Below are 14,636 nucleotides of genomic sequence, written 5' to 3'. Positions count from 1 at the left end.
GAGAAATGAAGCGGTTGGGAGTGCTTCTTGTCATGCTGGCGGCGCTGGTTTCTTTTGACGGACGGCAGATGGCGGGCATCCGTTCAGCTGAAGGGCCGGTTGAAATTGTCGTCCCGGCGGCGCCTCAAGGGGGCTGGGACGTAACGGCAAAAGCGTTGCAATCGGTAATAGAGCGGAAGCAAATATTAGGCCGGCCCGTAAAGATCGTCTATAAACCCGGCGGAGGCGGAGACAGCGGCTGGAAATATGTAAACGAACGAAAAACGGATGTCATCAGTATGAATTCAAGCCTGCTGTTAAGCAATGAAATTTTGGGACAAAGCCGGCTGAAGGCAGCTGATTTTACGCCTTTGGCCATTATCGCAAAAGAGTGGCAGACCGTCGCTCTTCCGAAGGATTCAAAGATAAAAAGCGGAAAGCGGCTGCTCGGCGATATTAAAGCACATCCGGGCGGCATAAAAATCGGATTTGCGCCCGGCCTCGGAAATGATGACCAGCTCTCCTTTGCGAGAGCGGCGGAAATGGCCGGAATTTCTCCGTTTGATATCCGCTTTTTTCAATACGGGAGCAGCAATGAAGTCATTGAAGCTCTTATCAGCCACGAGATAGACGCCGCCTCAATGACCATTTCAGAAGCGAGAGACGCCTATCGGAAAGGGAAAATCACATTGGCGGCCGTTACGTCGGACAAAAGGCTCTCCGGCTTCAGCGATGTGCCGACATGGAAAGAGCAGGGGGTGCCGTTTGTCTTTGCGCACTGGAGAGGCATCATGGGGCCGAAAGACATGACCGAAGGCGAGATCGCCTATTGGGATCAGGCTTTGAAACAGATTACCTCATCCGCGGAGTGGAAGCAAATGCTGAAAAAACGGGATTGGGAGAGCTTTTATAAAAACAGCAGCGGCGCAAAACGCTTTTTAGAAGAGCAGACCGAGTTTTATAAAGAGATGATGAGCAGCGAAAAATAAGCCTTCCGCATATTTGCGGGAGGCTTTTTATTTATAAATGAACAAAATGAACGAAAAGGTTATAAAAAATTAAAAATCTTTAAAATCCAAAATATTTACTTCAATATCCAATTCTCATAAGATAGCAAAAAGGCGGATAAAGGGGATCGGGCCTTTAAAATGTAAGCGTATTCATGATAAGGGGGACATACTGTGTTAGCAATCTTAGGCTTTCTTATGATGCTTGTTTTTATGGTGCTGATTATGACAAAACGGCTTTCAGTGTTAACGGCGCTCGTATTAACGCCGATCGTGTTTGCGCTGTTTGCCGGGTTTTCTTTTAACCGGGTCGGCGAGATGATGATCTCCGGTATTGAACAGGTGGCGCCGATCGCAGTCATGATTATGTTTGCGATTCTTTATTTCGGCATTATGATTGATACCGGTTTATTTGATCCGATGGTGTCGCGTATTTTAAAGCTGGTTAAAGGCGATCCGCTCAAAATTGTAGTCGGAACAGCCGTTTTGACCATGCTTGTCGCACTGGACGGAGACGGCTCGACGACGTATATGATTACGACAAGCGCAATGCTGCCTTTGTATATCATGCTCGGAATCCGTCCGATTATTTTAGCGGGAATCGCCGGTGTCGGCATGGGTATCATGAACACGATACCATGGGGCGGCGCGACGCCGCGTGCGGCGAGTGCGCTCGGCGTTGACCCGGCAGAGCTGACGGGGCCGATGCTGCCTGTCATTGCGAGCGGAATGGTGTGTATGATTGTGGTCGCTTATGTACTCGGAAGGATGGAAAGGAAACGGCTCGGGGTGATCGAATTAAAGCAGCCGTCCCATACAAATGAAACGGCTGCGGCTGCGGAAGATGAATGGAAGCGGCCGAAACTGTGGTGGTTCAATTTAATGTTAACGCTTTCTTTAGTGGGATTTTTAGTGTCAGGAAAAGTGAATTTAACCGTGCTGTTCATCATTGCGTTTTGTATTGCGCTGATTGTCAACTATCCGAAGCTTAACGATCAAAGGGAGCGTATTTCAGCCCATTCGAGCAATGTGCTTGCGATCGGTTCGATGATTTTTGCCGCAGGCGTGTTTACCGGAATTTTAACGGGGACGAAGATGGTTGATGAGATGGCCATTTCCCTCGTATCGCTTATTCCGGAACAGATGGGGGGGTTTATTCCGGCGATTGTTGCCTTAACGAGCGGTATCTTTACGTTTCTGATGCCTAATGACGCCTATTTTTACGGCGTGCTGCCCATTTTATCCGAGACCGCCGTGGCGTACGGTGTAGATAAGGTGGAAATCGCCCGCGCTTCGATTATCGGCCAGCCGATTCATATGTTAAGCCCGCTCGTGCCGTCGACGCATTTATTAGTCGGGCTTGCCGGGGTCACCATTGATGAACACCAGAAATTTGCGATGAAATGGGCGGTTCTAGCCGTTATCGTCATGACGGCCTTTGCGCTCATCATCGGCGCAATCACGATTTTTTAACATAAAACACCCGGTTCGTCGCACACTAAAGGCATTAGAGGAGGTGCCATGATGAGTGATCCGTTTATGCCGCTTTTTTCAGTGAGAAGCGGTGCCGGTTTTAAAGCGGCGGACGGCGTTTACGGACTGACCGTGCAGATTGCGAATGTTTATTTTATCGAAAATCCCTCAGCTCCGCGGGAAATCATTCTGGTTGACGCGGGAATGCCGCAATCGGCGGAGATGATAACAGAAGAAATGAAACGCCGGTTCAAAGAGGGGTATCAGCTGAAGGCGGTCATTTTGACACACGGTCATTTTGATCATGTCGGTGCGATTGAAGAGCTGCTTGAGCTTTGGAATGTGCCGGTTTACATTCATGAAAAGGAGCTCCCGTACGTCACGGGGAAAGCGGATTATCCGCCTGCCAGGCCCGATGCGAAAAAAGGGCTTGTCGCAAAGCTGTCACCGCTGTTTCCGCGCCATACGATCCGTATTCCGTCCGTTCAGGCACTGCCTTCAGACGGTACCGTTCCGTTTCTTGAAGAATGGAAATGGGTGCATACGCCCGGCCACACACCCGGCCATATTTCATTATTCCGGGATAAAGACCGTGTTCTGCTTGCCGGTGATGCCGTGATCACTGTTGAACAGGAATCGCTTGCGGACGTTGTCATTCAAAAGCAAGAGCTTCACGGGCCGCCCGCCTATTTTACAGCGGATACGCAGACGGCGGCCGCATCCGTTCAGAAACTGGCCGAACTGGAGCCGGAAGCGCTTTTGACGGGTCACGGAATTCCTATGGCGGGAAAAAACTACCGTGAGGATTTGCTTACACTGGCTGAAAAATTGCATTCCGTTTTGTAAAACACCTGCGAAAATCACAGGTGTTTTTTCTTTGCAGTTTCCAGTATGATACAAAAAAACCATTGTGTTCACTCCTAAAAACGATACAATGGGAAACAGATGTAAATTGAAGGAGAGAGTTTTTTGAAACATACGGAAATACTTTGGGATGAGGCGAAGGATTTTATTGATGTCTGCTATCAGGAACTCGGAATGGAATCGCAAATCAACGCGCGTCTACACGCGATAAAAGATGAGATAGAGCGGACGGGAAGTTACGTCCATACGGCGGAAGAACTTGAACACGGGGCGAAAATGGCGTGGCGCAACAGCAACCGCTGTATCGGGCGTCTGTTCTGGCAATCGCTGAACGTCATTGACCGGCGCGGTGTGAACACGAAAGAAGAGGTGCGCGACGCATTATTTGAACATATTGAAATCGCCACGAACGGCGGAAAAATTAAACCGACAATTACGATTTTCCCTCCTGAGAAGAATGGGGAGAAACAAGTGGAGATCTGGAATCACCAGCTCATCCGCTATGCGGGATATGAGACTGAAAAAGGAAGAGTCGGTGATCCGGCATCATATGAGCTGACGGCTGTCTGCGAAAAACTCGGCTGGCGCGGGAAGCGGACCGATTTTGATATTCTGCCGCTGCTTTTCCGGATGAAAGGGGATGGGCAGCCGGTCTGGTATGACCTGCCTCAGACGCTCGTGAAAGAAGTGCCGATCACCCATCCGGATATTGAAGAGTTTGCCGATTTAAATCTCAGATGGTACGGGGTTCCGATTATCGCCGATATGAGGCTTGAAATCGGCGGATTGTCGTACAACGCGGCGCCTTTTAACGGATGGTATATGGGAACCGAAATCGGCGCAAGGAACCTTGCTGACGAAAAACGGTATGATATGCTCAAAAAAGCCGCTGCGGTCATGGGGATTTCCGCCAGCCTGAATACCGACCTGTGGAAAGATCAGGTGCTGGTGGAACTGAATAAGGCAGTGCTCTATTCATACAAAAAACACGGTGTCAGCATTGTCGATCACCATACGGCGGCGAATCAATTTAAACGCTTTGAAGAACAGGAACAAGACGCGGGCAGAAAGCTGACGGGCGACTGGACTTGGCTGATTCCGCCGATCTCGCCGGCTTCCACCCACATTTTCCATAAATCATATGACAATACGATTGTGAAGCCGAATTATTATTATCAGGACAAGCCTTATCAGTAACTGATGGAAAAAGTGCGGTATCCTTTCAGACGGTGTGATTCTTCGATGGTTACGCCTGTGACATGTGAGAAGGGGCTGCCTTTTCTGACTGCTTCGGCAAATTGTTTTAACGACTCTTCAGGGCCTTCGGCAAGGATTTCCACCCGGCCGTCATCACGGTTTTTTACCCAGCCGGCTATCTTATGTCTGTCGGCTTCCATCTGGACGAAGTAGCGAAAACCTACGCCCTGAACCCGGCCGTCTGCAATCATATGATATTGAAGCATGGAAAAACCACCTTTTTCTTACTATGATAAAGGAAAGATATGAGATTTCGCAAAGGATGTGAACGAGGTGACGCAAGACTATTCTGTCTTATCTATCAATCTCGGAAAGCCCGCAATTCATGAATTTGCCGGCAGACAAATCAATTCCGGCATCATAAAGCGGCCCGCAGATTCTCCCGTCATGCTGTATAAAACCCATTTTGACGGGGACGGGCAGGCTGATCTGAAGAATCACGGAGGCCCCGATAAAGCGGTGTGCGTGTATCCCGCCGAGCATTATTCATATTGGGAAACAACGCTCGCGAGAAAACTTCCCGCCGCCGCGTTCGGAGAGAATGTAACGGTCAAAGGACTGGCCGAACAAGACGTATGGATCGGAGACGTCTTTCAGCTGGGGGAAGCCGTCGTTCAAGTAAGCCAGCCGCGCCAGCCCTGCGTCAAACTCGCGCTCAAATATGGCATCAAAGATATGGTGCTCCGTGTACAGCAGACGGGATTTACCGGCTTTTATTTCAGGGTGCTTGAAGAAGGATATGTCGATCCGCGTCCCGTCCTCAAGCGTCTGTCGAGAGGCAAAGAAAGCATTTCCGTCTGGTATGCGAATGAAGTGAAATACCGTGATTCCGGCAATCTGTCAGCGATTGAAGAAATACTGCGGGAAGAAGCGCTGTCAGAAAGCTGGAGGGAGTCCTTCCTTAAAAAAAGGGACAGGCTCACTAATGTATAGAAAAAAAGCCGTGCTGCACTGACAGCACGGCTGATTTACGTTATGCTTGTTTCTTTGTTTCCAGCAGATTGGCAAGGAAGTACTTTTTGAAGCTTTGAAGCTTTCTTCCTTCATAGTGGGTAATTCCTTTTTTCTTTAACTCTTCTACATACCAGCCTTTACTGCCATAATGCATGTCAGAAAACTCCTTTCTCCGTTCTCCCGCTGGGGAGAGTTTCTTCAGTTTTTGCCAAACTTTTGGCATTGTAACATCTATAAAAAGACGCTGAAAAGGGATAACGCAAAAACTGAGACTTTCGATTCAGAGATGTAAAGCTTTCTTACATATATATGTAAAGGGCGGTCTTTTCATGCTTAATGGCCGGTTAATTTTAACAGCACCGTTCCGAGTGTCATGATTCCGAAAACGACGCCGAAATAAATCAGCATCCCCTTCTTTTTCTTCACTCCGTAAACGGTGAGAATGATGCTTTCAATAAAGAAAATAAACCCGAAGATAATAAACCACATGTTGAAAAATGGCTCCTTTCACAGACATAAGTCCAGTGTAGCACAACTCTTATAACGGGGCATAAAAAAGCCGGGCACTGTATCAGTGTCCGGCAAGTTTGACGAGAAGCTGGGCCAAGTGCTGTTTTTCATTGTCATCCGCAATGTCCCACAGTTCTTGTAAGAGTTTTTCTTCCGCATTGCGGGGCTCCTCGTGTTTGGCGAGATAGTCCCCGAGGATGGCGGCGCTTTTGATGATTTTGCTGTCATCCAGACCCAGTTTTTTTCCGGCGGAAATTTTCTGATGAAGGTACGCCTTAAATTCCTCGAAATCCTCTAAAATCTGCTGTTTCGTTACGCCGTGCATGGCGTGTATTTCGTTTTCGATTTTGATTTTTTCTTTATCTTTTTTCATGCGTCTCCCTCCTTCGGGTTAGTTGTTGTATACCTGTTTGGAAGGGAGATGAAACATTACAATGCAGTTAAAATAATCGGTTTGTCTTTTGTGATCACGATGGTGTGTTCCACTTGGGCGACAAGGCTTTTATCCGGCGTTTTATACGTCCAGCCGTCTCCCGTTTCAACAATCGTTTCCGCTTTCGTGGAAATAAACGGCTCAAGCGCGATCACGGTTCCGTTTTTAAGAAGCGCGTTATCAAACGGATCGTAGTAATTCATGATGTGGTTCGGCGCTTCATGGAGGTTTCTGCCGATTCCGTGGCCCGTCAGCGTTTTAATGACGGTAAATCCGTTGGAGCGGGCTTCATGGTAGACGGCTCTGCCGATCTGATTTTGGCGTTTGCCGGCTTTTGCCTGATCCAATCCTTTCTGAAATGCGGATGCTGCGCAGTTACAAAGCTTTTGCAGACGTTCATCGCCTTCTCCGAGCACAAATGAAATGCCCGTATCTGAATAAAAACCGCCGAACTCCGCCGAAATATCGATATTTACAAGATCTCCGGCTTTTAAGATTTTAGAGGCGCTCGGAATGCCGTGAGCGACTTCGTCATTTACGCTGATGCATGTCACGCCCGGGAAATCGTATTCCTTCTCCGGAGCGGAAGCGGCTCCGTGCTCGTCAAGCACCGCCTTTCCGATCAGGTCAAGATCTTTCGTGCTCATGCCGGGCTCGGCTTTTTTCTTCATTTCTTCACGCGCCAGCGCGACGATTCTGCCGATTTTTTTAAGCCCTTCTAATTCTTGATCGTTCGTTACAATCATTGTCATTCCCGCTTTCTATTTTTAATCATCTGATTCAAGCTTACCACAACTGGTTTATAAATAGAAAACCAACAAGCCTTATGTGAATAAATGAAGGAAAATTGGTATAGATCACTAGATAACTTATGTGGTATATTTAAGAAAAAAGAAGGGGGATGGGTAAAATGCTTCAATTTTTGCAAAAACTCGGAAAATCATTTATGCTTCCGATTGCCGTTCTGCCCGCCGTTGGTATTATTTTGGCCATCGGCAGAGAGGACTTATTAAATATTCCGTTCATTTACGCGGCGGGGACCGCGGTATTTGATCATCTGCCGCTGATTTTCGCGATCGGAATCGCGATCGGGATTTCCAAAGACAGCAACGGGGCCGCCGCTCTGTCGGGAGCAATTTCTTATATCATGCTGGACGCGGCTGTAAAATCAATCAATTCGACAAATAATATGGCCGTTTTCGGAGGGATTATCGCGGGGTTAATTGCGGGATACACGTATAATCGCTTTAAGGATACGAAGCTGCCCGAATATCTCGGGTTTTTCAGCGGGCGCAGGCTCGTTCCGATTGTAACGGCGCTGATTACCATTATTTTGGCGGGGATCTTCGGATTTGTGTGGCCGCCGATTCAGTCGGTGATTACGTCCTTCGGGGAATGGATGATCGGGCTTGGCGGGATCGGCGCCGGGATTTACGGGATTTTTAACCGGCTTTTGATTCCATTCGGTCTTCATCATGTGCTGAATAATATTTTTTGGTTCCAGTTTGGCGATTTTCACGGAAAAACGGGAGATCTGGCCCGCTTCTTTGCGAAGGATCCGACGGCGGGAACTTATATGACGGGATTCTTCCCGATTATGATGTTCGGGCTTCCGGCCGCATGTCTGGCAATGATTGCTGCGGCTAAGCCAAGTAAGCGCAAAGCGACGGCCGGAATGATGATCGGTCTCGCGCTGACGGCATTTATTACCGGAATTACAGAGCCGATTGAATTTGCATTTATGTTTTTATCACCGCTTTTGTACGGGGTTCATGCTATATTAACCGGGTTCTCTTTATTTATCGTAAATGTTCTCGGAATCAGGTCAGGTTTTTCATTCTCGGCGGGGGCGATCGATTATCTCCTCAGCTACGGCATTGCCGAAAAACCGCTTTTGCTGCTCGTTGTCGGGCTTTGTTATGCGGTGATCTATTTTGTCGTATTCTATATGCTCATCAAAACGTTAAACTTGAAAACGCCGGGACGGGAAGATGATGAGGAAGAGGAAGAAGTGCTTAGTGAAGATACGGCCGGTTCCGTCGAAGAACATGCCATGCTCAAGGGGCTCGGCGGCAGGCAAAACCTCGAAACGATTGATCACTGTGCGACCCGCCTCAGACTGACTGTGCAGGATACGTCTCTCATTAATGAGGCGGCGCTTAAAAAAGCGGGAGCAAAAGGGGTTATCAAAACGGGGAATAAAACGGCGCAGGTCATTATCGGGCCGAACGTCGAATTTGTCGCGGAAGAGCTGAGAGAGGCCGTCCGCCTTGACGATCAGAAGCAGACTTGAAAAATCCGGATCACCTATGTGATCCGGATTTTTTTTGAACATATATCAAGTTTCACATAATGTACAAAAAACAATGTTTTCTTCTATGTTAAGATTCATGTAGAACAAGTATGGAGATGATGTAAGGTGACATGGATTGCAGTTGTTTCAATTGTTGTCATAAGCCTGATTAAGATTTTGCTGACATGCCTTCCTACCGGAGCGGTGGAATGGATTCTCCGCAAGTTTGAAACCCATTCAAAGCTCAGTGACGCGTCCGCTGCCGTTTCCCTCGGCGGAAAACGTCTGGAAGGCGAAGACAAACGCCGGGTGATTGATGATTTTAACGAAGCCGTGTTTATCGAACGGCATTATATATACCCAGGGGATGAAGAGCGTTATCTTCATCCGCAAAACGGAGCCGATCCGCTTGTCATTAAGACGAGAAAAGGAAAAAAAGATGTGACGGTGTTTATATACAGCTACGAAGATCATGTAGATGTCGTCAAACAGCAGAAAAAGAAAGTCGTCGCTTATTCAGTTCTTTCCGACAGCCTGCAAAAGCGCTCTATGGCCGCCGCCGGGAGCTGAACATAAAAAAGCCAGATCATTGATATGATCTGGCTTTTATTTATTCTTTTTGATCATCTGCTGAGGAATCTTCACGCTTCGTATAATCGAATTGTGAAGGGTCCACTTTCTTAAAGCCTTTCGGCTGATAGAAACGAAGCAGATCGCCGTTGATGATCTTATCAGACATTTCAAGCTCAGTCTTGACGAGAGAGTCTTCTTTTTTGTCGACTTCTGAATCATCTAAAAGTCTTCCGGTTTTCGTATCGTAATACTTGCCGGACACTTTCGTATAGTTCGGTGAGATGAAGTCTCCGTTACGGAACGGAATGACTTCTCTGTGCTCTTTCGATAAGATATCTGAACCTGACATGAGATAATCTTTCGTATCGACGCCGAGCAGATGAAGAACGGTCGGCGCAACATCGACTTCACCGGCAAATTTATGATTGCGGCCGCCTTTCACGCCGGGAGCGTGGATAAAGAGCGGCACCCGCTGAAGCTGGGCATTGTCGTATTCAGTGATCTCATCTTTGCCGAGCACTTTCGCCATCGCTTTATTATGGTTTTCGGAGATGCCGTAGTGGTCTCCGTACATCACGATAATCGACTTATCGTACAGGCCGTCTTTTTTCAAGTCATTAAAGAACTGTTCGATTGATTCATCCAGATAGTTCGCGGACTGGAAGTAATTATTGACGACTGAATCGCCAAAGTCTCCCGCCGGGAAGTCCGTGTCTTCTTTATCCATTCCGAACGGGAAGTGGTTGGACAGCGTAATGAACTTCGTATAGAACGGCTGCGGCAGGCTCTTTAAGAGCGGCATGGATTCTTTGAAATACGGTTTGTCTTTCATGCCGTAGTTTTTCGTGTTTTCTTCGCTCATGTCATAATAAGCGGAATCGAAAAACTTATCGATGCCTTCCGCTTTGTACATTTCGTTACGGTTCCAGAAAGTCTGCGTATTTCCGTGGAAAGCGGCAGACGTGTACTTTTTGCCTTTTAGGATCGCAGGAACGGACTGCAGCGTGTTTTGCGCTTTATTGACGAAAACCGAACCTTGCGAAAGCGGGTACAGAGAGTTCTCCATCATAAATTCCGCATCAGATGTTTTACCTTGTCCCGTTTGGTGGAAAAAGTTATCAAAGTAGAATGTTTGATTATCGTGCGCCAGTTTGTTTAAAAACGGCGTCACTTCCTTGCCGTTAATTTTATAGTCAATGATAAAGGATTGCAGAGACTCTAATGAGACGTAGATGACGTTTTTTCCTTCGGCTTTTCCGAAGTAGACGTTGTTCGGCACGTCATAGTTGGCCTTCATATAGTTTTCCACATCCGTTACATCGCTTGAATCGGCAAGCGCGCGCTGGCTGTTTGATTTCACATTCTGCACGGCATCGTAAATCGTAAAGTTGTACGTGCCCAAGTATTTCACCAGATAGTTTCGGTCAAATGAGCGTGTCAAAAGCTCAGGACGATCGGATTCCGCGACGGCGAGGTTGATCAGGAACACAAGCACGGCGGAAGCCAAAACGATTCTGAATGATTTCTTCGCCGGTTTTTCAGCCGGTTTTTTCATCTTAAGGGCCAAAATAATCAAAATGACGGTATCCAGGAAGTAGAAGGCGTCTGTCCATCTCATTAACGAGAACGCGCTGTCTCCGAGCTGGCCGCCGTTTGTCTTTGCCTGCATCATGACCGGGATGGTAATGAAATCATTAAAGAATCTATAATAGACGATGTTTGCAAAAAGCAAAAAAGACAATAAAAAATGAATCACAATAATGGCTGTCTGCTGTAATTTTTTCTTGAAAAGAAGCCCAAATCCAAGAAAGAACAAGCTGGAGCTCAGCGGATTCACAAAAAGCAATATTTTCTGGATCGTGTTGTCTATGCCGAGGTTAAAGTTTAAAATATAAGCGACATATGTTTTCACCCACAATAACACGACCGCTATCAAGAAGAAGGCAAGTCCTCTTTCTTTTATAAATGTTTTCATTGTTACACTCCTTTTTTCCGATCACGGTTTACACGGAACGATAGAAAAAACGAACGTAATCAATATACCATGAAACCAGCAAATAGAAAAGGTGGAAAAGGCTCATCGGAAAAAGGGCGAAAAACGCTGTCGCAACGGGGGTTGATCTGTTGAATGACAGCTTTAAAAAACACAAATGGCACAAACTGGGATTTGTGTTTCCGCATGATCACACCCGGTTCTATTGAAAAAAGAGGTGAACAGTGATGGATATTGCCCATATCGTGGCTGAAGATAAAATCAAGCGCGCCATTAAGGATGGAGAATTCGCCGGCATCAAAGGAATGGGAAAGCCCCTGCCCAAAGACGATGCCGCACATCTTCCGGAATCGCTCAGAATGGGCTACCGGATATTAAAAAACGCCGGGATCGCCGAGGATGAGGGCGCGCTGAAGAAAGAGCTGATGACGCTCGATTATTTGATCTCCAAGTGCCGCAATGAACAGGAGCGGGATCACCTGCGGAACAAACGGACGGAAAAACAAGTCAGACTCGATAAACTGACGGAGGAGAAAGCCATGTTCTCAAAACCCGCATCTTCTCATTATAAGGAGAAAGTGTACAGACGGCTGGGCCGCCCGTAAGCCGGCTCTTTAGATTTTTTTCTGAAAAGGAATGTGCTCCATAAGGCGCGGGTAGGAAATGTGGAGCAGGCCGTTTACGCACTGCGCCTGTAACAGGTGGGGCTCAGCCGGTTCAGGAAGCTCAATCGTCTCATCGATTTCCCCGTAATACCGGTTTTGGCAGACGCCCATGTTCTTTGGAAAAAGGGGTGTGATGTTTCCTCTTATATGCAGCCGTGTTCTTGACAGCAGCCTCAATGTCAATTCTTCTTCGTAAACGCCGGGCATTTCCACAATGACAAATGTGTGCTGTTCATCCTGATAAATATCATAAGTCAGGGTGTTTTTTTGTAAGGAGAAAAAATCTTCGGGAGATTTCCGTTTCAGGACATTGGTCCAAAAGTCGCTGGGCTTGTGCTTGTTCGTAATCTCAAGCCACTTTCTCATTTTTTCGATATCCACTTCGGCAGAACCTCCCTATATTTGATTTGCGATCGGCATTGACGGGTTGGCGATCTGATCTTGGTCGCTCACGTCAGGGTCAAGATGGCCCGAATTCAAACATCCGGCGGCCGGCGAAAAATCCCCTAAAGAAAAGTTCGCGCCGACAAATTTGCTGTTGGCGGTGTGGCTGTTTTGTACGGTCTGACCGATATCGACGTTTCCGTTTTGCGTTGCTCCGTTTACTTTTATATTGACGACGTTAATTTGGTAAGGCATTCATAAAAACCCCTTTAATCTATAATGGGCGGCACCGGCGTAATATTTGCGGTATCTGCGGTTCCGATGGCTGTCTGGTCGTTGACATCAGGATCATTTAACAAGTTCTCCATCATCGATTCTATAGGTGACGTATCGCCGAATGAAGAGTTCAGTCCTTGTGATTTGTTATTTGTGGTGGGACTGTTGTATGCCGCTTCCCCAATCGTAATAGATCCGTTGCCAGAAATACTGTTAATCTTCAAATAGTACAGGTTGATAACAGTGGATGGCATCTCTTCACACCTCTTTAACTTAGTTGTACAGTACTGTATGCTTTTTGTGCTCCTGTTGTGAATTCCGCCCGGACATGTTCCCGATAAAACAAGAAGTCAAGGCCCGGTTCCGGCGGGGCTTTTTTTGTTTCAGGGTCTTTCGCAGTATATTTGTGATGAAAGCGCTATAAAAATAGATTGACGACATGTATATACATCATTACAATAGAGTCATAAACATGTATATACAAGTTTGCAAGACGAAATGAAAACGGTTACGGAGGGGTTGGCATGGGTGAGTTTAACCGGGCTGCGCGGCAGATCGCTGAAGCTGTCGGCGGAATCGAAAATATTGAGGCGGCGACTCATTGTGTGACGCGTTTGCGGTTTGCGTTAATAGATGAAACCAAAGTAAACCAAAAAATGCTTGATGCAATAGACATTGTCAAAGGATCTTTTGCGGTAAACGGGCAGTTTCAAGTCGTGATCGGGCAGGGAACGGTCAACAAAGTATATGCGGAATTAGTGAAGGAAACGGGGATGGGTGAAGCGTCCAAGGATGACGTGAAGAAGGCGGCAGCGCAAAAAATGAATCCTTTACAGCGTGCTGTGAAAACGCTTGCGGACATCTTTATTCCGATCTTGCCGGCGATCGTCACGGCCGGGCTGTTAATGGGTCTGAACAACATTTTAACGGCGGAAGGCATTTTCTACAGCGCCAAATCGATTGTCCAAGTATATCCGCAATGGGCGGATCTCGCCAATATGATTAATCTGATCGCGGGGACGGCTTTCGCTTTTCTGCCGGCTTTAATCGGCTGGTCGGCAGTGAAGCGGTTCGGAGGAAGCCCCCTTTTGGGCATCGTGCTCGGGCTGATGCTGGTGCATCCTGATCTGTTAAACGCATGGGGCTACGGGGCTGCCGAGCAGAGCGGCGATATTCCGGTGTGGAACCTGTTCGGCCTTGAGGTGCAGAAAGTCGGGTATCAAGGTCAGGTGCTCCCGATTCTGCTGGCGTCTTATTTACTTGCCAGGCTTGAGATCTTTTTGACGAAACGGACGCCGGAGGGCATTCAGCTGTTGGTCGTCGCGCCGGTGACGCTTTTGGTCATCGGTTTTCTATCCTTTGTCATCATCGGTCCGATTACCTTTGCGATCGGTAACGCGCTGACGGCGGGATTGATTGCCGTTTTCGGCCAATTCTCCGCCATCGGAGGCCTGCTGTACGGAGGGCTGTATTCGGCGCTTGTGATTACGGGGATGCACCATACGTTTCTCGCGGTCGATCTTCAATTAATCGGCTCAAAGCTCGGCGGCACATTTTTATGGCCGATGCTCGCATTGTCAAATATCGCTCAAGGATCGGCGGCTTTGGCCATGATGCTGATTACAAAAGATAAAAAACAGCGGGGGCTTTCACTGACGGCCGGCATTTCCGCATATTTGGGCATTACCGAACCGGCGATTTTCGGCGTGAATCTGCGTTACAAATTTCCGTTTGTGATCGCCATGATCAGTTCGGGAATCGCGGGGATGTTCATCTCCGTCAAAGGCGTTCTCGCAAGCTCGGTCGGAGTCGGCGGCGTGCCGGGGATCTTCTCCATTATGAGTCAGTACTGGGGTCCGTTTGCGATCGGAATGCTGATCGTGCTGATTCTCCCGTTTGCGGGAACATACGGGTATGCGCGGCTGAAACGGCAAAAATAGAAAACCTGCGGGGCGCCTTCTATCAGGCTGTCCCT

Annotated in this window: 18 protein-coding genes; 9 read left to right on the top strand and 9 right to left on the bottom strand. The window is 47.7% G+C overall.

All coding sequences use genetic code 11. The annotated features are described in order from the left end of the window. Nucleotides 1-5 precede the first annotated feature (5 nt). The 4 genes from K3G25_RS18910 (at nt 6) to nosA (ending at nt 4,520) form a co-directional block, all read left to right on the top strand. Nucleotides 6-968: a tripartite tricarboxylate transporter substrate binding protein gene (locus K3G25_RS18910; RefSeq protein WP_012117061.1), complete on the top strand. Its 963-nt coding sequence runs from the start codon at nt 6-8 to the stop codon at nt 966-968. 192 nt (nt 969-1,160) lie between these two features. Then, on the top strand, nt 1,161-2,459 hold the full coding sequence (locus K3G25_RS18905; protein WP_014417175.1) for an Mg(2+)/citrate complex secondary transporter CitM: 1,299 nt from the start codon (nt 1,161-1,163) through the stop codon (nt 2,457-2,459). A gap of 51 nt (nt 2,460-2,510) precedes the next feature. Further along, the gene (locus tag K3G25_RS18900; RefSeq protein WP_232489761.1) at nt 2,511-3,305 is read left to right on the top strand and encodes an MBL fold metallo-hydrolase; all 795 of its coding nucleotides are present in this window, start codon (nt 2,511-2,513) and stop codon (nt 3,303-3,305) included. Nucleotides 3,306-3,428: 123 nt separating this feature from the next. Beyond that, nucleotides 3,429-4,520: a nitric oxide synthase gene (gene nosA, locus K3G25_RS18895; RefSeq protein ID WP_029974070.1), complete on the top strand. Its 1,092-nt coding sequence runs from the start codon at nt 3,429-3,431 to the stop codon at nt 4,518-4,520. Here the strand turns inward: nosA and K3G25_RS18890 are convergent. After that, nucleotides 4,514-4,786, bottom strand: a complete 273-nt coding sequence (locus K3G25_RS18890; protein WP_021493881.1) for an acylphosphatase — start codon at nt 4,784-4,786, stop codon at nt 4,514-4,516. The genes nosA and K3G25_RS18890 overlap by 7 nt on opposite strands. A 67-nt stretch (nt 4,787-4,853) precedes the next feature. On the opposite strand from K3G25_RS18890, the gene K3G25_RS18885 reads away from it, so the two are divergent. Beyond that, nucleotides 4,854-5,513, top strand: coding sequence for an MOSC domain-containing protein (locus tag K3G25_RS18885; RefSeq protein ID WP_017419099.1), 660 nt, complete (start codon nt 4,854-4,856; stop codon nt 5,511-5,513). Between the two features lie 40 nt (nt 5,514-5,553). On the opposite strand, the gene K3G25_RS18880 is transcribed toward K3G25_RS18885, so the two are convergent. From K3G25_RS18880 to map, 4 genes are all read right to left on the bottom strand, one after another. Further along, entirely contained in the window at nt 5,554-5,688 is a 135-nt protein-coding gene (locus K3G25_RS18880; RefSeq protein WP_003155609.1) for a YflJ family protein, read from the bottom strand. A gap of 179 nt (nt 5,689-5,867) precedes the next feature. After that, nucleotides 5,868-6,023, bottom strand: a complete 156-nt coding sequence (locus tag K3G25_RS18875; protein WP_003155608.1) for a hypothetical protein — start codon at nt 6,021-6,023, stop codon at nt 5,868-5,870. Nucleotides 6,024-6,105: 82 nt separating this feature from the next. Further along, the gene (locus K3G25_RS18870) at nt 6,106-6,417 is read right to left on the bottom strand and encodes a DUF3243 domain-containing protein (protein ID WP_003155607.1); all 312 of its coding nucleotides are present in this window, start codon (nt 6,415-6,417) and stop codon (nt 6,106-6,108) included. A gap of 56 nt (nt 6,418-6,473) precedes the next feature. Next, nucleotides 6,474-7,223 (bottom strand): type I methionyl aminopeptidase, encoded by a 750-nt coding sequence (gene map, locus K3G25_RS18865; RefSeq protein WP_014417181.1) that lies wholly within the window; start codon nt 7,221-7,223, stop codon nt 6,474-6,476. A gap of 164 nt (nt 7,224-7,387) precedes the next feature. Between map and nagE the strand changes: the two genes are divergently transcribed. Continuing rightward, nucleotides 7,388-8,770, top strand: coding sequence for an N-acetylglucosamine-specific PTS transporter subunit IIBC (nagE, locus tag K3G25_RS18860; protein ID WP_012117066.1), 1,383 nt, complete (start codon nt 7,388-7,390; stop codon nt 8,768-8,770). A gap of 126 nt (nt 8,771-8,896) precedes the next feature. After that, on the top strand, nt 8,897-9,340 hold the full coding sequence (locus K3G25_RS18855) for a YfmQ family protein (RefSeq protein WP_232489470.1): 444 nt from the start codon (nt 8,897-8,899) through the stop codon (nt 9,338-9,340). Between the two features lie 40 nt (nt 9,341-9,380). Here K3G25_RS18855 and K3G25_RS18850 read toward each other — a convergent pair whose 3' ends face one another. Continuing rightward, nucleotides 9,381-11,318, bottom strand: coding sequence for a lipoteichoic acid synthase (locus K3G25_RS18850; RefSeq protein WP_017419102.1), 1,938 nt, complete (start codon nt 11,316-11,318; stop codon nt 9,381-9,383). Between the two features lie 245 nt (nt 11,319-11,563). On the opposite strand from K3G25_RS18850, the gene K3G25_RS18845 reads away from it, so the two are divergent. Beyond that, entirely contained in the window at nt 11,564-11,941 is a 378-nt protein-coding gene (locus K3G25_RS18845; protein ID WP_014417184.1) for a DnaJ family domain-containing protein, read from the top strand. 9 nt (nt 11,942-11,950) lie between these two features. Here the strand turns inward: K3G25_RS18845 and K3G25_RS18840 are convergent, their stop codons facing one another. The 3 genes from K3G25_RS18840 to K3G25_RS18830 are packed head-to-tail and all read right to left on the bottom strand — an operon-like array spanning nt 11,951 to nt 12,915. Continuing rightward, entirely contained in the window at nt 11,951-12,382 is a 432-nt protein-coding gene (locus K3G25_RS18840) for an Hsp20/alpha crystallin family protein (protein WP_232489469.1), read from the bottom strand. Between the two features lie 15 nt (nt 12,383-12,397). Then, entirely contained in the window at nt 12,398-12,640 is a 243-nt protein-coding gene (locus tag K3G25_RS18835; protein WP_003155595.1) for a spore germination protein, read from the bottom strand. A gap of 14 nt (nt 12,641-12,654) precedes the next feature. After that, complete coding sequence (locus tag K3G25_RS18830) at nt 12,655-12,915, bottom strand: spore germination protein (RefSeq protein ID WP_007408496.1); 261 nt, start codon at nt 12,913-12,915, stop codon at nt 12,655-12,657. Between the two features lie 270 nt (nt 12,916-13,185). On the opposite strand from K3G25_RS18830, the gene treP reads away from it, so the two are divergent. Further along, the gene (treP, locus tag K3G25_RS18825) at nt 13,186-14,601 is read left to right on the top strand and encodes a PTS system trehalose-specific EIIBC component (protein WP_014417186.1); all 1,416 of its coding nucleotides are present in this window, start codon (nt 13,186-13,188) and stop codon (nt 14,599-14,601) included. Nucleotides 14,602-14,636 lie beyond the last annotated feature (35 nt).

Source organism: Bacillus sp. FCW2 (genome assembly GCF_021228595.1).
GTDB classification, from domain to species: Bacteria; Bacillota; Bacilli; order Bacillales; family Bacillaceae; genus Bacillus; species Bacillus velezensis.
Note: the sequence above shows the minus strand (reverse complement) of the source record. Positions and strands in the feature narration are given on the sequence as shown.

Bases quoted from the DNA above. Each gene is read 5' to 3' on its own strand.
- map (WP_014417181.1), bottom strand. From the start codon at position 7,223: ATGATTGTAACGAACGATCAAGAATTAGAAGGGCTTAAAAAAATCGGC.
- K3G25_RS18830 (WP_007408496.1), bottom strand. From the start codon at position 12,915: ATGCCATCCACTGTTATCAACCTGTACTATTTGAAGATTAACAGTATT.
- K3G25_RS18890 (WP_021493881.1), bottom strand. From the start codon at position 4,786: ATGCTTCAATATCATATGATTGCAGACGGCCGGGTTCAGGGCGTAGGT.
- K3G25_RS18900 (WP_232489761.1), top strand. From the start codon at position 2,511: ATGAGTGATCCGTTTATGCCGCTTTTTTCAGTGAGAAGCGGTGCCGGT.
- K3G25_RS18850 (WP_017419102.1), bottom strand. From the start codon at position 11,318: ATGAAAACATTTATAAAAGAAAGAGGACTTGCCTTCTTCTTGATAGCG.
- K3G25_RS18835 (WP_003155595.1), bottom strand. From the start codon at position 12,640: ATGCCTTACCAAATTAACGTCGTCAATATAAAAGTAAACGGAGCAACG.
- K3G25_RS18845 (WP_014417184.1), top strand. From the start codon at position 11,564: ATGGATATTGCCCATATCGTGGCTGAAGATAAAATCAAGCGCGCCATT.
- K3G25_RS18880 (WP_003155609.1), bottom strand. From the start codon at position 5,688: ATGCATTATGGCAGTAAAGGCTGGTATGTAGAAGAGTTAAAGAAAAAA.
- nagE (WP_012117066.1), top strand. From the start codon at position 7,388: ATGCTTCAATTTTTGCAAAAACTCGGAAAATCATTTATGCTTCCGATT.
- K3G25_RS18870 (WP_003155607.1), bottom strand. From the start codon at position 6,417: ATGAAAAAAGATAAAGAAAAAATCAAAATCGAAAACGAAATACACGCC.
- K3G25_RS18910 (WP_012117061.1), top strand. From the start codon at position 6: ATGAAGCGGTTGGGAGTGCTTCTTGTCATGCTGGCGGCGCTGGTTTCT.
- K3G25_RS18875 (WP_003155608.1), bottom strand. From the start codon at position 6,023: ATGTGGTTTATTATCTTCGGGTTTATTTTCTTTATTGAAAGCATCATT.
- treP (WP_014417186.1), top strand. From the start codon at position 13,186: ATGGGTGAGTTTAACCGGGCTGCGCGGCAGATCGCTGAAGCTGTCGGC.